The following is a 19,684-nucleotide window of genomic DNA, read 5'->3' as shown; positions in this document are numbered from 1 at the left end:
AAATATAACAGCTTAAAGGAAAAGGAAGCCGGAAGTTGGAGCCAACGCCAGAGGCATGCCCGACTATATATATCTGCTAGAGAACCGACTCTCTCAGAACCAGCAAAATGCATTGCGTGTTGTAAGAGATGCGGCTCGCGATGCACAGATGACTGTGTTTCTGACGGGAAGTGCTGTCCGCGACCTCACGAGCGGTTCTTCCGTACGCGAACTGGAGTTTTCCGTCCAGGGGGATATCCGAAAGCTTGAAAGTTCTTTTCAAGGTGAAGGAATTGAAATCTGGGGTGAAGAGAGTGCTTCACGCACTATTTATCTTTGCTTTCCCGGAGCTGTTCGTGTTGAGGTAAGCAGTACCAAAATTGCTTCCTACCCTCAACCTGGAAAGCCTGTTTACCACTGGTCAAGTATTCAGGAAGATCTTCGTCACAGAGATTTTACTGTGAATGCCATGGCGCTTTCATTGAATGAAGGCTCGTATGGCTTGTTAATGGATCCCCTGAATGGAGTCGCCGATATTGAGGCGAGAACTCTGCGACTGGTTTCCAATTATGGATTTCTGGAGAATCCCATTCTCCTGCCCAGGGCTATTCGGCTAAAGACACGCCTGGGTTGGGAGATGGACGAGAAAACTGCCCAGCGTTATGAGAACGCTAAGACAGAAGGCGTTATCGCCCAGATCTCCGATTGGTCACGCTCGCTGGAGTTGGAAGATGTCGGTCATGAAGAGGACGCATTGCGAGTCCTTAAGGCCCTTGAGGCGGAAGGCTGGATGCAGCATCTCTTTGCTGAGTGGACCAGCGAAAAGGCCGATATTGCCGAGCTAGAGCGGCTTCACGAAACCTTGGTCAAATTGCAGATGCAGGGAGTAAATCCTGATACCTCTGCGGCTGCCATGGAGTTTCTGACAGCCAAGATGGACGCAAAGGCTCTGGAGTCTTTGAAGAATTCTCTGGTCAGGAAGGGTTTCGTCACCAAATGGAATTCCTTAGGGGCCATGGCCAAGCAGTTCAGCCATGTGTTGTTGTCTAAGGACAATGCCACACCCTCGGCAACCTGGAAGCTCTTTACCTCTTACGATCCGGAAGCAGTTCTCTGGTTGGCGCTGACCAATAAGAGTGCTGCGGTCGAGGAGAAGTATCGGAACTTCTTTACCACCTGGCCTGAGATTAAGCAGAAGGTTCCCTATGCGCTTATGCAGGAAATGCGCATTGTGCCGGAGATGGAAGGCTATCAGGATCTGGTGCAGAAGATCTTTCTTGAATTGATCGACGGCCGTTTGAATACGACCGAAGAAATGCGGGAGTTTCTAAAACCGTATTCTCCACCTGCGCCTCCTCCGCCTGTCACAATTAAGCGCTCTCGCGGTGGCCGCAAAGCCATGGCGGAATTGAAGCTTAAGGACGAGGAAGACGAAGAAGAAGGATCCGAAGACGAGGACGAAGAGGACCTGGATCTGAACGAAGAAGCCGATTTCGACTCCGATGAGGACGTTGAAATTAGCCCCATTTCAGGTTCCGGAGACGAGGCCCGGGAAGAGGATGAGGAGGACGAAGACGAGGATGAAGCTCCTCGTGCAACTTCTCCTGCCAAGAAAGAGAAGGCTGCTGCTCATCCTCCGGCTGAAAAGCAAAAGAAGGTTGCAGATAAGCATCCTGAGCCTCAGGCCGAACATAAACCACCAGCGGCTGCTCCCAAGGCCGAGCCTCCTTCCAAGAAAGAGGAGGCAAAGGGCAAAGATGTACACGGTGCGGAAAAGAAAGCCGCTCATCCGGCTGTAAAGGTAAGTGAGCCCGCAAAGTCAGCTCCTGTTGTGCATAAAGAGGAGAAACATCCTGAGCCTAAAAAAGCAGAGCCTGCGAAACATGTAGCAGAAAAGAAACACGAGGTGCCTCATAAGGCAGAACCGGCGAAGAAGAAGGAGCCGGCAAAGCATGAAGTAAAACATGAGGTGAAGCACCACGAAGCAAAACATGAGGTGCACGAGGCGAAAAAGGTAGCGGCGAAGCCTGAACCGAAGAAGCAGGTAAAACCAGCTTCCAAGCCTGCGCATGGTACTGCTGCTAAGCCCGCTGCGAAGAAAGCAGTGGCAGTGAAGTCTCCAGCAAAACCTGCACACAAAGCTGCTCCAGCACCCCCTAAAACAGCAGCAAAGCCGAAGAAGAAGTAGTTAGGGACAACAACGATCTAAACCCCCTGGCAGGGAAGAGAGGACTCTTCCTTGCCGGGAACTCGCCTCACTGTCTACATCAGGCGCTTTGCCTTATTGCGTTGGACGATTCCATTCCTCTCTACTCTGTAAACAAGCCTGATCGCTTCCGCGGTGTTATTTCTACTTTGATGTCGTCAACAACTCCCACAGCATGTGGCAAGAATTTAGGCCTGCTTCTATATCGCGGAGCAGAGAGCGAAGGAGGATTGCTTCCTTTTCGTTGAGCATTGGGAGTAGACCGGAGACTTGTTTCATCCTGAGGCATATTGGGTGCCACAGCCTCCTGCTAACGAATCCTTAATCTCTCGGCTATAAAGTCATTCGGGAAACCTATTTTTTCAAAGGCCGGACCAGAACCTCGCTTACAAAGGACTGTGGGCTCTGGTTTACAAGCATGGCTACGACGTGAGCAATATCTTCCGGGCGCAGCTTTTTGTCTGGGCTCTTGCTGCTGCCTCCGCTACTAAACTCCGTGGCTATCGAGCCTGGGGCGACTATGCTGACGCGGATACCGTATTCGCGGAGTTCTTCCGCGATGGAATAGATGAGTCCGTGTAGAGCCCATTTGGAGGCGGCGTAGGCTGCTCCATTCGGCAGCGGGTTTTTGCCGGCGAGGGATGAGATGTTGACGATGTGTCCGCTTCCTTGCCGGATCATCAGGGGCGCAAGCGCTCGGATCATGAGGAAGGGTCCGCGCAAATTTGTCCCTATCATGGTGTCAAATTCCGGGATGGACGTCTCATGAAGTGGTTTGCCCATTCGTCCGATTCCGGCACAATTCACCAGCAGATCACACCGGTCGTATTGCTCCCGGATTTGGTTTCCAAAGGCTTCGACGGCTTCGGCATTTAAGAGATCGCAAGCAAATGCATCGGCGGTTGACCCCGCCGCTGTGATTTCGTCTTTTACCCGGGATAAAGCTTGCAAATCACGTCCTACCAGGACGGCATGAATACCTTCGTCTGACAGTCTTCGGGCGATTGCAGCTCCTACACCTCGGCTGCCTCCGGTGATCACGGCAATTGTTTTTTGGGTTCCCATGCGTATCGTTCCCCTTCCGGATGAATCCTTCTCTACAATAAGATCAACGCGGCAATATCCGTTTAGCATCCAACGTGCCGAGCGGATGATAGTGGCAAAAGTTTGTTGTGAGGGATATCTTTCCAGAGAGACAACTTGTCATCAAACTGCTTGGTTTCTATAATCCACCCAACACTGCATTGGATGTACGGGACTTGAATTCCACTCCCTTAACCGCCATTGCTGTGTACGAGGTCTCTCTCCCGCACGAGCGAGCTTTAAAATTGATTCCTGCTTTTCCTAGGAGCGTTGAATGAAGAAGGTCGTATTAGTAACCGTGTTGGCTTTTGCGAGCACCGCCCTCGCGGTTGCGCCCCATGCCATGGCACAAGGTCAAAGCTCGCAGTCAGGCCAGATCACAATCAAAGATCCAGCCGAGGTTAATGACTACAACAATGCCATTGGCCTACAAGATCCCAAGCAGAAGGCTGCGGCAATCGAGAGTTTTCTGCAAAAGTACCCCCAGAGCGTCGTAAAACCCGCTCTGCTCGAAGTACTGATGACGATTTACTCCCAACCGCCTGTTGCTGATACCGCAAAGGCCTTGGACGCAGCTTCCCGTGTGTTGCAGGTGGATCCGAACAATTTGAGGGCTTTATTACTGTCGGCTTACATCAAGAGGTCGCAGGCTATTCAAGATCTCTCCAAATCGGATGTTGCAGCTGCACAACCGGCTTTAGACGACGCTACCGCCTTGGCCAAGCGTGGACTCAGTGCTCCCAAGCCGGAAGCGATGGCTCAGGGTGATTTTGATAAGCTCAAGGCGTTTGCAACTCCTGTTTTCCATAGCACCATTGGTCTGGATGCTCTGGTAAAGAAGGACTATGACACTGCAATCTCCGAGTTCCGCGAAGAACTGCAGACTATGCAACCCGCCGAAACGGAAAAGGGTCCTGGACTCTATGACACCTATCAGTTGGGGAACGCCTACGTGCAGAAGAACCCGAAGGATCTGCTCAACGGATTCTGGTTCCTGGCACGTGCTGCCAACTTCATGTCTGAACCTCAAAAGGGCCAGATTGATACGGCAGCCCTCTACTGGTACAAGAAGTACCATGGCAGCGACGAAGGCTATGCGGATGTAAAGGCAAAGGTCGCCCAGACGGTTTTCCCGCCTGCTGGCTTCTCTGTCACCCAGCCGCCACCGCCGCCGTCTCCTCAGGAACTGGCTCATCAGGCAATTTCGACCACTGGCGATCTGAAGACCCTGGCTCTCTCGGATAAGGAATTTATCCTTGCTAATGGATCCAAGGAAGATGCAGATAAGCTTTGGGCTGTGATGAAGGATGTTACGGCCGAAGTTCCCGGACAGGTCGTCGAAGCGAATGCCAATCAGATCAAGCTGGCAGTCACGGATGATGCCAAAGCTTCCAAGACCGCTGACTTCACCGTTAATTTGAAAACCCCGTTGAAGGATACCGATGTTCCCGTCGCGGGCACCGATATCAAGTTGATCGCTACCTTCGATTCTTATACCCAGAATCCAGGGATGATCATCATGAAGGACGGTGAAGTTCCTGCTAAGAAGGCCCCGGCTCGTCCGGCTAAGCCGAAGGCAGGACCGGCACGTCGTAAGTAAGACCTTCTTTCTCAATGCTCAGGAGGGGTGGCTTCGGCCGCCCCTTTTGTTTGCTGGCGTAGTCAATTGAGGGTTGACCCAATCTTTCGACTCTCTCATCCTCTGGCAATTCCAGACAGGGTAGTCCGGTGCCGCTTTCCGCCAAGGAAAGCGGTTCTTAACTAAACCCCAATCGGACAAAGTTCGCTGGGAATTGCTCTAGTTACGACTGCAGTTCCCGTCGTTCCCGTGCTGCTCTGTCATTGCTGCCAAATCTTTCCTCACACGCTCGCGTAAGGACTCCGGCTCCAGAATGGCTACGTTCGTTCCCAGGCCCAGCACAACAGAACACGCTTCTTCTTCGCTGCTGAATTGCACCTGCATTGCTACCCAACCCGAGGTTCTCGAGTTCCCACCACCTTCTGCTTTTACTGGGGAGGTAGATTGCCAGCTTTCCATCCACTGTGCTGCTCTCGGGTGCAAATGCAAGATTGCGTTATATCTGTTTCTCTCTTCTTGAAATGCCCGGGTAGATGACTTCCAATAGGCAGCAAGATCGAAATCTGTCGGTCTCTCGCAATTGCTATCGAGTAACCTCGCCAATTGGATTCTGGATACCCGGTAGGTTCTGAAGTGATCGCCCGTGCGTGCGACCAGATACCATGTATTTCCCTTAGCAACCAGGCCCAGAGGGTCCACGATACGCTCCGAGCGTTCACCATTCGTCTTCTGGTATTGGAAGAATAGTTTGCGGTCTCTCGCTACAGCTTCCTGCACAAGGGGTAGCATCGAAAGATCTTCCGCAGTCCCTTTCCAGGCTGTCGTATCGACAAACAGCCGCTGGCGGATTGAGCTTGCCTGCTCCCGCATTGGGACGGGGAGTGCCGCCATCAGTTTGTTTAATGCTCGTTCCGCTGCCGCTTCCAGCCGGGCGTCTCCAATGACCCTTGGTTGGGCCATCAGAAGCGCATGAAGTTCTGCCTGTTCCATGCCGGGTACCTGAGTTCTCCAGTTCTCGTCTAGCTGCCAGCCACCGCGAGAACCTCGTAACGCATAGATTGGTACTCCAGACGCGCTCAGTGCCTCCATATCGCGATGTAAGGTTCGTTCCGAGACTTCGAGCCGTTCTGCGAGCTCCCGGCCCGTAAGACGGCCGTGTGCTTGCAGCAAAAGAAGAATCGATAGCAAACGGTCGGCTCTCATGGCGTATCCCCCGGTTGGTGCTCATCTCCTGTCTGACTCTTGAGCCTCTGACAGATATTTCTATTTTCTTTATGAAATATGACATCAGATGTCATGTTTCTGGAAATAATCTCTATTGCAGGCTTAGGTCGGTTCTCCATGTGCGTTTTGTGGACCAGTCATTTTGGCGGAGAACTGCCCCTCCGGAGGAGGTTTTATGAAGATTAGGGAGCTGTTTCTGTGTGAGTTGGAGCGGGAGGCAAATATGACCTGCCGGGTATTGGAGAGCGTTCCTGCGGGAAGACCAACCTGGCAGCCCCATGCCAAATCAATGCCTCTGGGCTATCTAGCTGCTTTAATTGCCCGAATGCCTGCCTGGATCGTAAAGATGATCAACGAGGATAGCTATGACAGGGCACTCCTAGAAGACTCTGTTTACCCTCTCCGCCCACTAAGCACCAGCCGTGAATTATTGCAGGCGCTCAATGTATCCATTGCTGAGGCGCAAGAAGCTCTCAGGGACACGACCGAAGAACATCTGCTAACTTCCTTGCGGCTGCTTGCTCATGGGCGCATGGTGGGGGAGATGCCGAGGTATCAGATGATCCGCGACTCCGTCTTCAGTCATCTGGCGCATCATCGCGGACAATTGACGGTCTATCTTCGGCTGAACGACGCCTCAGTTCCGGCTATCTATGGTCCTTCCGCTGATGAAGCCAGAATGTAACCGCCATGCTTGCGCATGGCAGAAGGGCCTGTTCACGCATGGATGGCGCTATAGTGCGCTCTTTAATGCCAGATACTGGGGCATTTAGATCTGAATTTCGGTTCAAGACCAAGCCGGGAAGGTGGCGCAACTGGCTACTGGGGACCGACGTCCAGGGCTGAAATTGCTCTAAGTTCAGCCACGTCTCCCGCCTAAGTAGGGCAAAAAGCGTCTTCGTCGCAGAAAAAGTTTCGAATCCGATTTCTGCGACGAATTTGGCGCAACTTGAATATCTTCTCTAAGTTCCAGTAACTCGTTTCAAAGATTTTTCAGCTTATTCACCGAGCATTAATCTTTGAATCGAAGATGCTCGTCCGGAGGACGGATCGCAATCGATCAGTGCCGCGCACATTTTAGGATTACCTTTGGCCGCTTCGAATTTACCGGGCATTCCAGTGAGAAATCGGTGCAGGACCAGGTCTTTTTCCACGCCAATGATGCTGTCGTAAGGTCCGCTCATGCCTACATCGGTCTGAAAGGCTGTTCCTCCCGGGAGAACGCGTTCATCTGCAGTTGGTACATGTGTATGGGTGCCAAGAACTGCTGTTACACGGCCGTCGAGATACCAACCCAGTGCGATTTTCTCTGAAGTAGCTTCGGCATGAAAGTCTACCAGGATGACACGAGCCTTGATTTGCTTCAATAACTCGTCGGCCCGCCGGAAGGGATCTTCCGTAGAGCCCATAAAAACCCTTCCTTGGAGATTGATAACAGCATAGTTTTCGCCCGAGGGAAGTGTACCTTCGAAAGATCCATATCCTGGGGTACCTTGAGCATAGTTTGCAGGACGCAAGATACGGCGGGGGCGAGCATCGCTGTCTACGGGCACAGATTGCATGTAATCGATGAGTTCGCGTTTATCCCAAACGTGATTGCCTGTCGTAAGTACATGCGCTCCCAAGTCGAAGAGTTCGTCGGAAATAGTAGGAGTGACTCCGAAACCGCCGGCTGCATTTTCGGCATTAATGACTACCAAGTCAACTTTTCGTTCGGTGATTACATGGCCAATATGTGCTTGAACGATGCGCCGACCGGCACTTCCAAATACATCTCCTACAAAAAGAATTCGCAAAAAAGAAAACTCCTGTCTAAGAAATTTGATCGTAGCATGACCTTATGATCAACGCCCGAATGTGAGACATCTGGAACAAAGAGAACTATTTAGCTACATACGCGTGATGTTTTTCTCAACTTATGTTAGCGTGTCGAAATGGCCGTGAATTATCGATTTGCTACCGCGGTGCATACACTCGTCCTCCTGGCGACAGAACCGGAGGCGCTTCAAACGTCAATCCAAATAGCTGAAGAGCTCAACACAAATCCTGTAGTAATACGCAGAATACTGGCTTCGTTGCACAAAGCCGACTTGGTAACCAGCTCGAAAGGTCCGAGCGGGGGCTCCAAATTGGCTCGTCCAGCAAAAGCTATCACCCTTGGCGACATATACCGTGCTCTGGAAAGCGGACCGCTTTTTCACTTACCGAAAAGCAGTGGCGCTGCCATAGCCCGCATCGATGCTCCGTTGACGAAAATTTTCTCGTCTTCGCAGCATTCCCTTGAAGAGGCATTGGACCAGACTAGTCTGGCTCAGCTTCTGAAAAGGTCAGCAAGAAAAACCAAGAGATAGCAGGACTTCTGCTATCTCTCAAGATAAGTGTATTCATTTGGGACAGAGATAGTCGTGCAGATTTTCGGATTTGAGAACCTGCACGGATACTTTCCCCGAAGGAATAGAGGCAAACAAAACTGTTTTACTGCGTTGCCTTCTCTCCGGATGTCTCAGACTTCTCCGGTTGTACACGACGGAGAAGCGGGAAAAGAATCACATCGCGAATCGATCTGGATCCGGTCAGGATCATGGTAAGACGATCGATTCCGATGCCTTCTCCTCCTGTGGGGGGTAAGCCATAAGCAAGGGCGCGAACGTAGTCTTCATCCATTTGATGAGCTTCTTCATCACCACGTTCGCGCTCTGAAAGCTGCTGCTCGAAGCGCTTTTTCTGCTCTTCGGGATCGTTGAGCTCGCTGAAGGCATTTCCCAACTCGAAGCCCCCAATGTAGAACTCAAAGCGTTCTACCCACTCGGGCTCGTCTGCTTTGTTCTTCGACAGCGGCGATACAGCGACCGGAAAGTCGTAAATGATCGTTGGCTGTATCAAATGCTCTTCCGCCACTGCTTCGAAGATGTTGGCAATGGTTTTACCTCTGGGCTCTCCAGCCTTCCATTCAACCTGAACATGGGACTTCCTGAGTCGCTCGACGAGTGCAATTACCTTGTCGTCGCTGGAGAAGTCGTCCATCGTCGGCTTTGTGCCCGCAGCCTCAGGCCAGAAGACCAGAATGGCTTCACGCATGGAGTAGCGTTTCCATGTTCCCAGGTCGATCTGATTGCCATCGAATTCAACCACGGTGGTTTTATTGACTTCGAGTGCGACAGTCTTGATTAAATTTTCGGTCAGGGCCATCAGGTCGTGGTAATTGGCATAGGCCTGATAGAACTCGAGCATCGTAAATTCCGGATTGTGCTGGGTTGAGACACCCTCGTTGCGGAAATTGCGATTAATTTCATAGACGCGATCCATCCCGCCTACAACCAGGCGCTTCAAATAGAGCTCGGGAGCGATCCTGAGATAGAGGGGCATATCTAGCGCGTTGTGGTGAGTCTTAAATGGTCTGGCTGCCGCTCCGCCTGCAATGGGTTGCATCATCGGAGTCTCAACTTCCAGATAGCCACGCTCGTCAAAGTAGCTGCGCAGAGCCTTCAATATCTTGGCCCGCTTTACAAAGACGTCGCGTGTCTCCACGTTTGCAAATAGATCGACATAGCGCTGGCGGTAGCGGGTCTCGACGTCGGCGAGGCCATGATACTTCTCCGGAAGGGCCAGCATTGCCTTTACCAGAAAGGTAACGGTTTCGACATGGATCGTTAGCTCGCCGGTGCGCGTACGGAACAGATAACCGCTGACTCCGATGTGGTCTCCAAGATCCAGGAGTTTATAAAGAGCGAATCCTTGATCTCCAACAGCATCTTTGCGGACGTAAATCTGCAGTCGTTCCCCATTTTGCTGGAGGTGGGCGAAGCCCGCTTTTCCCTGGGCACGGATGGCCATAATCCGTCCGGAGATGGCCACAGTCGTGCGCTGGTTTTCCAGATCCTCGGCGGATTTCTCTCCGAACTGGTTACGCACCGCCTGAATTGTGTGGGTGGCACAGAACTGGTTCGGATATACCTGCTGACCCAGTGCCGCGATCTGGGCTAATTTTTCCTTGCGGAGCGAAAAGAGGTTTCGCTCAAACTCTGACTCAAACACGCTATTTCCTCTTCCTAGTAGAGCTAGGGTGTCAAAATTCTATGGGTGACATCCGTCAGTATATCGTTCGCCCGCTGGCCAGGATCGGGCTACGATGCCCAGAATGTTGTATAAACAAGCGGAGACAACTGACATGCCATATCTGCCGCCCCAAAAGAACAAGAAACAGCCTAGCGAGGGGCTACAGGCTCTGGTTGAGGCCGAAAAACTGATCCAGATCGCCATTATGCTGCCGTGTGCGGTCTTTCTGGGCTGGCTCTTTGGCTCGTGGCTCGATAAGCATCTCCATCAAACCTGGATCAATATTGCGGGAATTTTGGTGGGCGGTGCAGCCGGGCTCAGCTATGTCGTTCGCCTGGTATTACATTCCGGGCAAGGAAAGCGTTCGTGACAACAGGCAGTACATTTCTCGATTTCTCCGATGCCGATCTGAAAGCGGCGCTGACACGCGCCATTCGATTGACCGCCATCCTGGCTGTGATTCTTTTCGTTGTGCTTTCGCTCACAATAGGATGGCAGTCCGGCGTGCTTTTATTAGTAGGAGCCCTGATCTCTGCCAGTGGTCTGTGGGAGTGGCAGCGGCTCATCAATGCCGTAAACGCGAGACTCGATCAGCAAGAGAATCCTCGTCCACTTGGACCGGTCTTAACAGCGTTTTTTCTAAGACTTCTGGTCGCTGGCGGGCTTCTCTATGGTAGTCTTATATGTTTCCACGGATCTGTTTTTGCTCTAGTGGCAGGCTTGGCGTTGGCAGTTGTCGGCCTGTCGATTGAAGCAGTGCGACTGCTGAAACAGTAGAGCGAGACAAGCCTGGGGAATGTGCAACAGGAATTGACAGAACAGAATTTGAGGCCATGCAGGAACACTTACTGATTACTCGCTTGCTGAATGCAGCCTTCGGCCATCCGATTGCCGCGCTCCTCTCTATGCTTGGGATTCACCCTGCTAACACTACTGCTCCAATCGACAACACCTTCGCATTGGAATTTGCGGTTACGCTGGGCCTTTTCCTGTTCTTTATCGCTGTGCGTGCCAGCCTCAACGTCGAAAATCCGGGTAAGGTTCAACAGCTTGCCGAGATGATCCACGGATTCGTAGGCGGCCAGGCAGAGCAGATTATTGGTCACGGCTACGAGCGGTACCAGTCTTTTGTCACGGTGATCTTTCTCTTCGTCGTGTTGAACAACTTCACAGGGTTGTTCCCGGGAGTAGAAACTTCAACCAGTAAGGCTTACGTTCCGCTTGGCGTTGCGCTTCTTACCTTCCTTTACTACAACTTCCACGGCGTTCGCGAACAAGGTCCGGTTGGGTACGTAAAGCACTTCATGGGGCCACTGTGGTGGATCTCGCCTTTGATGTTTCCGGTTGAGATCATCTCGCATCTTGCACGTATGATGTCGCTCACCATCCGTCTTTATGCGAATATGCTGGCCAGCGACCTTTTGACTCTGGTCTTCTTCTCGTTGGTTCCCATCGGTATACCTTGCCTGTTCCTTGGTCTCCACTTCGCAGTGGCCATCATTCAGGCGTATGTGTTTATGCTGCTGGGTATGATTTACCTGTCCGTGGCTGTCGCACACGAACACTAGAGCAGGGAAGAGTTTCTTAAGTTTCTTCCTCTGGAGACGGCTTCCACTCCAGCAGGAAAATGCCGCGAGCGTGAGGGTGCCAGCACGGTGAGCGCCAACCACCCACTGGCGGTGACATTCGAGGGAAGCAGGAGACAGTATGCGTAAACTTCAGTACTTCTTTATGACGCTGGCAGTCCTTTTCATGGCAATGCCTGCGTTTGCTCAGACTGGTGGAGGCTCTGCTATTAGCCTGGTGCCGATCGGCGCTGGTGTAGGTATGGCTCTTGCAGCCGGACTTTGCGGTCTTGGCCAGGGCAAGGCCACTGCTTCGGCAACCGAAGCTCTTGCCCGCAATCCAGGAGCTCGCGCTGGCATTCAGCTTTTGCTCGTTCTCGGTCTGGCTTTCATCGAGTCCTTGACTCTGTTCACCCTCGTTATCATCTTCCTGAAGGTGAAGTAAGCAGACTGTCTTCCTGTGTTTCGGACTTTTATTGAATTCCGAAATGCAGTATCAAGTTCCAAATACAAAGCGGCCGTCTTGCGACGGCCGCTTTGTATTTGAACCCTTTTTATGAACGGGAATCCTTGAGGATCGTTAGCCCTGGATCTCTTGCAGAATGGCCAATGCCGCTGATCGAGGATCTTTCGCGCGAGTGATAGGCCTGCCTACCACCAGATGATCTGCTCCTGCAGCGATGGCCGCTGCTGGCGTCGCGATGCGCTTTTGATCTCCAACCTCAGCCCCTGCCGGGCGAATCCCTGGAGAGACTAGAATCCCCTCTGTGCCGGCAATTGGACGAAGAGATGCCAACTCTTCCGGCGAGCAGACAAAGTTTGGTATCCCCGCAGCAACGGCCATCTTTGCCAAGGTGACGACCTGTGCAGAGGGTGAAGATGTGATTCCGGCAGCTGCAAGCTGGAACTGGTCCATACTCGTCAAAACCGTTACCGCCAAGAGCCTGGGTGCCCCGGAAATGGAGGCTGCGGCCTCTTGTGCTGCGGCTAGCATGGCTGGGCCACCGGAAGCATGGACTGTCAGCAACTGAGCCCCTAGTGAGGCTACTGAGCGCACAGCGCCCGCGACAGTGTTCGGAATGTCATGCAGCTTCAGGTCAAGAAAGACCGAATATCCCTGCTTGAGCAGGCCTTCGATGACGGTATTGCCCGCAGCCAGATAGAGTTCCAGCCCGACTTTAAACCAATGACAAGTGCCTTCCAGACGAGCGACCAATTCCAGGGCCTCGGTACTGGAAGGAAAATCGAGAGCGACGATCAGCTTCCTCTGCGCCAGGGTGATTTCATTATTCCCTGGCGCAATCGGTAGCGTCTCCAATGGGTTGGAGGGAGTAGTCATTCCTCTGATTGTAGAGGAAGTTGCGCTGCGCTGGCGCGAGAGGGGGTCTCTATGCGGCCGGAGTGCTGAGCTGGGCAATATCGCTGTCGTTCACCTTTTCCAAACGTACAGGTGCGACGCCGTTCCCTTCCATGTCCAAGCTCCTGGCTGCTGCATAAGAGAGATCGATGATGCGGTTCCCCAGAATTGGACCGCGATCATTTACGCGTACCACCACGGATCTAGCATTTTTCAGGTTCGTAACGCGAATCAACGAACCAATCGGAAGACTCCGGTGGGCGCACGTAAGAGAATTCATGTTGAAAGACTCACCGCTAGCTGTTGCATGTCCCTGGAAATGATGTCCATACCAGGAGGCGCGCCCGAACTGATACCAATGCCGCTTCGGCTTCTGCTGCTTCTGCTGCGGGTCCTGCTCCTGCGAGGGAGTATTGGTAGCGGGGTGAATGGATGAAGGGGGAATAACTGGATCGGTGGACTTCGCACCGGAAAGTCCGATCATAAGAGACATCACCGCACCAGTCACAAGGGGCATTCGGATTGAACGTTTTCGATTTGCGATAGAGATCATATTCCTCCGTCAAAAATTGTAGGAATCTAGGCGCCCTAAGTCAAACAAACACAAGGAATTGCTCGTCGTTCCCTCCTTGCCAAAATTGCGTTGCCTGTGCTAGGCGAAATGAAATATTTGTTTACTGTTAAGTTGTTGATAAATAAGTTAACTACAGTACTAACTAGACAAGTCGAAAAAAGACTTTTATGTAGGATGAAGGTCAGAGGTCAAGGGAGGCCTACTAACAGAGAAAATGGATAGCCCTTCATTTAGTCAAAACTCCCTAAGATCGTTTACGCCTGTGAAGACGCCTCGAGGGCGCCTCATCGCGCTAACTGTCGCCGGGTTTGATCCCTCTTCCGGTGCGGGCATTACAGCTGATTTAAAAGTATTTGCTGCACATGGCATTTATGGGATGGCAGCCATTACAGGGCTTACAGTTCAGTCAACCCAGGGTGTCCTCGCCTCCCATGCGGTCGATCCGGAAATTCTGAAGCAGACGCTTAAATGTCTAGCAGAAGACGCCAATTTTGATGGGATCAAAATTGGAATGCTTGCATCTTTACAAAATTTAAAAATAATTAAGGACTTTTTAGAGGCTTATCCCTCGAAAGAGGTGGTTTTGGACCCGATCCTGCGCTCCACTTCGGGGATGCCCTTGAATGGACAGGCTGATCTAGGCTTTTTGAAAGAATCTTTTCTCCCTCATGTTACTTGGATCACTCCTAACCTTGCTGAGCTAGAGGTTCTGAGTGGATGTACTGTACGAAATCGCGACGATATTCCAGCTTCTGCGCAACAGCTGCAATCTCAAGTTCAAGGCAGAGGGCTGAATGTCGTGGTGACTGGAGGGCACCTGCCTATTCCTGAAGACTATGTCCTGACAACCGGAGGCGAGGCATTCTGGATTCCCGGGGAGAGAGTCGAAACTACCTCCACGCACGGAACCGGGTGTACCTTTTCCAGCGCTCTTCTTTGTCAGTTGCTGAAGGGACTCTCTTCAAGGCGTGCCGCGGAAGCTGCGAAGACCTATGTCACTCGAGCATTGCAGACGGCGTACCCTATTGGCAGAGGACATGGTCCGCTTAATCATTTGTTCACTTTGGACGAGGGCGAGAATGAGGGGCGTTCACAACTTTAGGCGCAACCTCCAGATCTTCTTCTATAAGGAGGAAGCGGCGAATGTAGCGTAGGGGGTCGTCGGCAATAGCCATCTGGCGGAGATGGTACTTCCAGACGTTGGGTTTGATGGTCCGGCGCGTGAAGGCTTTTCTTTCCACCGTGATGATCTCCCCCTGGGCATTACGGCGTGTGTAGCTGGCGGCAGGGACAATGAAGGTCATCTGTGCACCCTTATTCCAAAAGGCGCGGGCGAATTCATGGGAGAAGAGCAATCCGTAGTAGCGGCTTTCCGTGGACAGCAAGTTTACGGCTTCGGCACTGCCAGGCCACTCATTGCGAATATGCTCCTGGAACCACTTCCGAAAGGCAAAGCCATTCTCTTTTGCCTGACTGACAACAATACGCAGAATCTCAGATCGTGTCATAGCAGGACTCTTTTAGATTGAGATATGAGTATCGCAGGTCTGTGATTTCGATGGGAAAGAAGAACTTCAGGGAACAGTTCCCGTTCGTGGTTGAATTGCGTCAACATAAGGAAGAAGAACAAAGTGACTAAGTTGCTGTCGGAGTGGTTCGTTCACTCTTCAATGGCAGATCGGGATTGAGTAGAAGAATGAAGAAGATGGCTTGGGCCCTCATAGGGATCTTGGTAGCTGGTTGGACATTTGCAGTTCCCCTGGAGGCCGAGGGTGTTCGCACGCATCCGTTAAACAATGATCCATTGGTTCGCGAAGCGTACCAGCATTTTTATAATTTGGATTACGACGGAGCCCTTCAGCGGTTTGAGCGTGTTCAGGCTGCTCACCCCGGAGAGCCTATCGCAACGGCTTATGTACTAAATACAACGATCTTTCGGGAACTTTTCCATCTCGATCTGTTGGATACCACCTTCTATGCCAATGATGGATTTCTGAGCGGGAAGCATCCGACGCCAGAAGACCCCCAAGTCCGGGATCGTATTTTCCGTCTCCAAGATCAGGTCGAGAATGAGGCGAATGCTCGACTGCAGCGTAACCCGAAGGATTTGGATGCGCTCTTTGCCCGTGGGTGGGGACGCAGCTTGAAGGCTGCCTATCTGGCTATGGTGGAGCGGGGCTTTCGTTCGGGAATGCACCTGGCGCTTCAGGCGCGCAGCGATCATGAGCATGTCTTGCAAGCCGATCCTAATTATGTGGATGCCAAGCTGGTAGTCGGTGTTTATCAGTATGTGGTAGGGGCTTTGCCCTTTCCTTTCAAGATTCTGATTGGCTTTGCCGGGATTACCGGTTCAAAGAGCAAAGGCATGGAACTGCTCCACGACGATGCCAACCGTGGGGTTATCACTTCCGTAGAAGCAAAGACGGTGATTGCACTTTTCCTGCGGCGCGAAGCCAAATATCAAGAGGCCATTGGTGTGGTTCGTGGGCTGAAGGCTCAATATCCGCATGATTTTCTGTTCTGGCTGGAGGAGGCCAACCTCCTGAAAGATGCGGGAGATGCCAAGGGAGCTATCGCTGCTTATCGCAATCTTCTGGAGGAATCTCAGAAGAACGGATTCTTTCCTGGAACCCACACCGATCTGGCATGGTTTGGTCAAGCTGAGTGCTTTCGTGGGCAGCGGATGTATGCAGAAGCAGCGCATGCCTATGAACAGGCCGCCTGGGTGCCCGGGGCTGGTGTCGAGCTGAAGCGCAGATCTCTGGTCGCTGCTGGACAATGTAATGATCTGTTGCATCAGAGAGATAAGGCCATTAAAGATTATCGGGCCGCAATCGATGCCGGTGCTGAATCAAGTCAGGCGGATCAGGCGCGGAAGTATATCCATTCTCCCTATTCGGGGAAGTAGTGGAGGGAACTATAGCGGCTGAAGCTGCGTATCTCACAACGGATCGATTTTGCGATCTGGACAGATGGCGTAAGGAGGAAGGGAATGCCTTTCTGTAAAAATTGCGGCAGTAATGTAAATGATGGAGCGAGGTTTTGCGCCGCCTGCGGCACGGAGACGGGCTTTCCGGTTGTGTCCACTCCCGTAGTGCCTCGTCGTCCGTTAAGCCGTCCTCGCGAGGGAAGGGCAATCGCAGGTGTGTGTAGAGGGCTATCGGTGAGCTATGGGTGGGACATCACACCGGTTCGTATTGTTACGGCTCTCTTGGCAGTATTTTGCTTTCCGTTTGGCGAAATAGCTTATTTAATCGCGTGGATTTTAATGCCGGAACAGCCTTTAGAATTGACGAGTGGTTCAAGCATGCCTCCCGTGGGCAATTGAGCAACAGCCGTTGAGCTAAAGGAGAGCGCTTTTAAGGTGTTTTACGAAGCAGAGGGAACGCAGCTTTTTTATACATCTGTAGGAGATGGTTCTCCTGTTGTCCTATTGCACCCGGCGCCGCTGGATCATCGCTTTTGGCTGCCCGTTGCAGAGCGCTTGAAGGCTCACTATCGATTTATCATTCCCGACATGCGGGGACATGGTCTGTCCCCGATGGGAAATCATCCGATCACAATTCAGCGTCTTGGATCCGATATCCGCATTTTGCTGGATCACCTGAACCTCGAGATCGCGGCTTTTGTTGGTTGTTCCTTCGGCGGTTACACTCTCTTCGAATTATGGAGAACGGTTCCTCAGCGGATCGGGGCTATGGGCTTCTGTTGCAGCAAACCTCAGCCCGATAGCGAAGAGGCAAAGGCAAAACGAGCTGCAACCATTGCTTCAATACGCGCTAACGGGGTCGCTGGCTTCCTCGACGGTTCTGCAGAGAATCTGCTGAGCAACACAGCAAAGTTGAATCACCCTCAGCTTCGATCTGAAGTCCGCGCGATGATGGCTCTTACGTCCGAAGCGGCGGTTTCTCTTCAAGAGGGTCTGGCCGCGCGCCCGGATTCGATGGATACGGCGCGAACAATTACTGTACCGGCACTTGCCATCGCTGGCGAAGAAGACAAGGCTAGTACTCCCTCGGAGGTTGAGGCTTTAGCTCAAGTGGTCACAAATTCCGAATACCATTTGTTAAAGGGTACCGGACACCTTGCGGCTTATGAGCAGCCCGAACCTGTATCGGAAATTATCGGTGGATTCCTAAACCGCGTTCTTCGCTCTTACAAGTACTAGCGCATTTCACGCAAAGATATAGACCAAGTCTCGAAAGCTTATGCGGTTTTCCGTCAAGATCGGAGTCCCCGGCAAACATGCCTTTGTGTTTGCTGGGGTAGAAAGACAGCCGTTCTTCGCAACCTTCGGCAATCACGATTGATTTTGCCACCAGCAAATTTACGCATTCATCTTTTCGATATCGGTCCTGTTTATCACGTGCGGGCATGACAGCCGTCACCAAGCTTTTCGCAACTCCCGACCTGCCACGAGGGTTTGCTGGAAGTGTTATGCCCTTCTTGGCGTAGTGGGTAACTTTCGAGCTGCGGCAAGCAAACAGGATGGATTGTGCCCTCACTCGTTCCCAATTCACCGAATAACCGCGCCGGATTACAAGGTGGGAGTGCTTCCATCTTTGAAAGTGGAAGCACTCCGATCATCCGCGGCAAGATCGATGAGTTCATATTGCAGCGACTGTCGCGCTCCGGTATCCAAGTGGCTCACCTGAGTTCGGATGAAGCCTTTCTTCGACGAGCTTATTTCGATGTGATCGGAGTTCTGCCGACGGTGCAGGAGTCCTCCGCATTTCTCGATAGCTCGAATCCTAACAAACGTGCAGAACTTATCGATCATCTGCTGGAACGAGATGAATTTGCCGACTACTGGGCTATGCGCTGGGGCGATTTGTTGCGGATCAAGGCCGAATTCCCAATTAATCTCTGGCCTGTCGCCGCAGAGGAGTACTACCGCTGGATTCATACCTCGTTGCGGGAGGATAAAGCCTACGACCGATTCGTGCGCGAGTTGGTGACCTCCAACGGCAGTAACTTTCGTGTAGGTCCGGTAAATTTTTATCGCGCAGTGCAGAGCCGTGATCCGCAGAGTCTGGCTCAGGCGGTGGCGTTAGCCTTTATGGGAGTTCGCGCGGCAGCATGGACGCCTGCACAATGGCGGGAGTTGGCGACCTTTTTCTCCCAAATCAGTTACAAATCGACAGGTGAATGGAAAGAGGAGATCGTCTTTTACGATGTTAACAAGACTCTTTCCAGAGCGGATATCAATCTGCCCGATGGGATGCGGGTGCATCTGCGTGCAGATTGCGATCCGCGCGTAACCTTTACCGATTGGCTGACGTCGCCAAAGAATCCCTGGTTTGGAAAGACTATAGTCAACCGTATATGGGCGTGGCTTTTTGGCAGGGGTCTTGTGGAGGAACCAGACGATTTTCGTCCCAATAATCCGCCGAGTCATCCTGAAGTACTTGCGTATCTTGAGCAGCAGCTTGTTCTGCACCATTTTCAGCTCAAGCCAATCTATCGATTGATTCTCAATTCGAGCATCTATCAACTTAGCTGTATCCCTCGTAGTAGTCGTCCGGATGCGGAGAGGCTGTTTGCTTATTATCCGGTAAGGCGCTTCGATGCTGAAGTGCTAATTGATGCTATTTGCCGGATTACTGGAATCGGTGAACAGTATGCGAGTGCGGTTCCTGAGCCGTATACCATTATGCCTGATGGGCAGAGAGCGGTTACACTTCCGGATGGAAGTATCTCCAGTTCATTTCTTGAGTTATTCGGGCGTCCTTCACGAGATACGGGATTAGCATCCGAGCGTAATAATCGACCCTCGGCTTCACAGCGGATTCACTTGCTGAACTCCACCCATATTGAGCGCAAAATTGAGCAAGGGCCTGCAATGCAGGAGTTATTGCGCTCCAGTTCCAATCTTGAAGTTGTCACAAGAAATCTATATCTGACAATTCTGTCACGTTATCCAAAGGAAGACGAAGGGAAGATCGTTAAGTCCTATTGTCAATCGAGCGGCTTGGATCGCCGTCAGTCGTTGATCGATATCGCCTGGGCTTTGATGAACAGCTCGGAATTCCTTTATCACCATTAGTCCGAATTATGCCTT

General features: G+C 51.9%; 20 protein-coding genes. 13 read left to right on the top strand and 7 right to left on the bottom strand.

The window, feature by feature from the left end:
- Positions 1–55 precede the first annotated feature (55 nt).
- Positions 56–2,167, top strand: coding sequence for a tRNA nucleotidyltransferase/poly(A) polymerase family protein (locus AC6I7T_RS05990; protein WP_497792421.1), 2,112 nt, complete (start codon positions 56–58; stop codon positions 2,165–2,167).
- A gap of 372 nt (positions 2,168–2,539) precedes the next feature.
- On the opposite strand, the gene AC6I7T_RS05985 is transcribed toward AC6I7T_RS05990, so the two are convergent.
- Positions 2,540–3,250 carry an SDR family oxidoreductase gene (locus AC6I7T_RS05985; RefSeq protein WP_497792420.1) on the bottom strand — a complete coding sequence of 237 codons (711 nt, stop codon included), beginning with the start codon at positions 3,248–3,250 and terminating at the stop codon, positions 2,540–2,542.
- A gap of 292 nt (positions 3,251–3,542) precedes the next feature.
- Here AC6I7T_RS05985 and AC6I7T_RS05980 point away from each other — a divergent pair, with 292 nt between their 5' ends.
- Positions 3,543–4,868: a hypothetical protein gene (locus AC6I7T_RS05980; protein ID WP_497792419.1), complete on the top strand. Its 1,326-nt coding sequence runs from the start codon at positions 3,543–3,545 to the stop codon at positions 4,866–4,868.
- Between the two features lie 198 nt (positions 4,869–5,066).
- Here AC6I7T_RS05980 and AC6I7T_RS05975 read toward each other — a convergent pair whose 3' ends face one another.
- Positions 5,067–6,050 (bottom strand): helix-turn-helix transcriptional regulator, encoded by a 984-nt coding sequence (locus AC6I7T_RS05975; RefSeq protein ID WP_497792418.1) that lies wholly within the window; start codon positions 6,048–6,050, stop codon positions 5,067–5,069.
- Positions 6,051–6,246: 196 nt separating this feature from the next.
- Here AC6I7T_RS05975 and AC6I7T_RS05970 point away from each other — a divergent pair, with 196 nt between their 5' ends.
- Positions 6,247–6,756, top strand: coding sequence for a DinB family protein (locus AC6I7T_RS05970; RefSeq protein ID WP_497792417.1), 510 nt, complete (start codon positions 6,247–6,249; stop codon positions 6,754–6,756).
- Positions 6,757–7,069: 313 nt separating this feature from the next.
- Here the strand turns inward: AC6I7T_RS05970 and AC6I7T_RS05965 are convergent, their stop codons facing one another.
- Positions 7,070–7,867: a TIGR00282 family metallophosphoesterase gene (locus AC6I7T_RS05965; protein WP_497792416.1), complete on the bottom strand. Its 798-nt coding sequence runs from the start codon at positions 7,865–7,867 to the stop codon at positions 7,070–7,072.
- 138 nt (positions 7,868–8,005) lie between these two features.
- Between AC6I7T_RS05965 and AC6I7T_RS05960 the strand changes: the two genes are divergently transcribed.
- Positions 8,006–8,422 carry an Rrf2 family transcriptional regulator gene (locus AC6I7T_RS05960; protein WP_497792414.1) on the top strand — a complete coding sequence of 139 codons (417 nt, stop codon included), beginning with the start codon at positions 8,006–8,008 and terminating at the stop codon, positions 8,420–8,422.
- 124 nt (positions 8,423–8,546) lie between these two features.
- On the opposite strand, the gene lysS is transcribed toward AC6I7T_RS05960, so the two are convergent.
- Positions 8,547–10,106, bottom strand: a complete 1,560-nt coding sequence (gene lysS, locus AC6I7T_RS05955) for a lysine--tRNA ligase (RefSeq protein ID WP_497792413.1) — start codon at positions 10,104–10,106, stop codon at positions 8,547–8,549.
- A 133-nt stretch (positions 10,107–10,239) separates the two neighbouring features.
- Here lysS and AC6I7T_RS05950 point away from each other — a divergent pair, with 133 nt between their 5' ends.
- The 4 genes from AC6I7T_RS05950 (at position 10,240) to AC6I7T_RS05935 (ending at position 12,137) form a co-directional block, all read left to right on the top strand.
- Positions 10,240–10,497: an AtpZ/AtpI family protein gene (locus AC6I7T_RS05950; protein ID WP_497792412.1), complete on the top strand. Its 258-nt coding sequence runs from the start codon at positions 10,240–10,242 to the stop codon at positions 10,495–10,497.
- The gene (locus AC6I7T_RS05945) at positions 10,494–10,904 is read left to right on the top strand and encodes an ATP synthase subunit I (RefSeq protein WP_497792411.1); all 411 of its coding nucleotides are present in this window, start codon (positions 10,494–10,496) and stop codon (positions 10,902–10,904) included. Before AC6I7T_RS05950 ends, AC6I7T_RS05945 begins: the two co-directional genes overlap by 4 nt.
- A gap of 56 nt (positions 10,905–10,960) precedes the next feature.
- Positions 10,961–11,695, top strand: coding sequence for a F0F1 ATP synthase subunit A (gene atpB / locus AC6I7T_RS05940; RefSeq protein ID WP_497792410.1), 735 nt, complete (start codon positions 10,961–10,963; stop codon positions 11,693–11,695).
- Positions 11,696–11,834: 139 nt separating this feature from the next.
- On the top strand, positions 11,835–12,137 hold the full coding sequence (locus AC6I7T_RS05935) for an ATP synthase F0 subunit C (protein WP_497792409.1): 303 nt from the start codon (positions 11,835–11,837) through the stop codon (positions 12,135–12,137).
- A gap of 135 nt (positions 12,138–12,272) precedes the next feature.
- On the opposite strand, the gene pyrF is transcribed toward AC6I7T_RS05935, so the two are convergent.
- Positions 12,273–13,031 carry an orotidine-5'-phosphate decarboxylase gene (pyrF, locus tag AC6I7T_RS05930; protein WP_497792408.1) on the bottom strand — a complete coding sequence of 253 codons (759 nt, stop codon included), beginning with the start codon at positions 13,029–13,031 and terminating at the stop codon, positions 12,273–12,275.
- A gap of 49 nt (positions 13,032–13,080) precedes the next feature.
- Positions 13,081–13,602: a septal ring lytic transglycosylase RlpA family protein gene (locus tag AC6I7T_RS05925; protein WP_497792407.1), complete on the bottom strand. Its 522-nt coding sequence runs from the start codon at positions 13,600–13,602 to the stop codon at positions 13,081–13,083.
- 283 nt (positions 13,603–13,885) lie between these two features.
- Between AC6I7T_RS05925 and thiD the strand changes: the two genes are divergently transcribed.
- Positions 13,886–14,725 (top strand): bifunctional hydroxymethylpyrimidine kinase/phosphomethylpyrimidine kinase, encoded by an 840-nt coding sequence (thiD, locus tag AC6I7T_RS05920; RefSeq protein ID WP_497792406.1) that lies wholly within the window; start codon positions 13,886–13,888, stop codon positions 14,723–14,725.
- Here thiD and AC6I7T_RS05915 read toward each other — a convergent pair.
- Positions 14,682–15,131, bottom strand: a complete 450-nt coding sequence (locus AC6I7T_RS05915) for a hypothetical protein (protein WP_497792405.1) — start codon at positions 15,129–15,131, stop codon at positions 14,682–14,684. The genes thiD and AC6I7T_RS05915 overlap by 44 nt on opposite strands.
- Before the next feature lie 188 nt (positions 15,132–15,319).
- Here AC6I7T_RS05915 and AC6I7T_RS05910 point away from each other — a divergent pair, with 188 nt between their 5' ends.
- The 4 genes from AC6I7T_RS05910 (at position 15,320) to AC6I7T_RS05895 (ending at position 19,669) form a co-directional block, all read left to right on the top strand.
- Complete coding sequence (locus AC6I7T_RS05910) at positions 15,320–16,531, top strand: tetratricopeptide repeat protein (protein WP_497792404.1); 1,212 nt, start codon at positions 15,320–15,322, stop codon at positions 16,529–16,531.
- An 84-nt stretch (positions 16,532–16,615) separates the two neighbouring features.
- Positions 16,616–16,951, top strand: coding sequence for a PspC domain-containing protein (locus AC6I7T_RS05905; RefSeq protein ID WP_497792403.1), 336 nt, complete (start codon positions 16,616–16,618; stop codon positions 16,949–16,951).
- A 36-nt stretch (positions 16,952–16,987) separates the two neighbouring features.
- Positions 16,988–17,791 carry an alpha/beta fold hydrolase gene (locus AC6I7T_RS05900; RefSeq protein WP_497792402.1) on the top strand — a complete coding sequence of 268 codons (804 nt, stop codon included), beginning with the start codon at positions 16,988–16,990 and terminating at the stop codon, positions 17,789–17,791.
- Positions 17,792–18,118: 327 nt separating this feature from the next.
- On the top strand, positions 18,119–19,669 hold the full coding sequence (locus AC6I7T_RS05895) for a DUF1553 domain-containing protein (protein WP_497792401.1): 1,551 nt from the start codon (positions 18,119–18,121) through the stop codon (positions 19,667–19,669).
- The last annotated feature ends 15 nt before the right edge of the window (positions 19,670–19,684 follow it).

The sequence above is a fragment of the Humiphilus diazotrophicus genome, assembly GCF_059726315.1.
The sequence above is the reverse complement of the archived record's forward strand: the minus strand, read 5'-3'. Positions and strand labels throughout refer to the sequence as shown.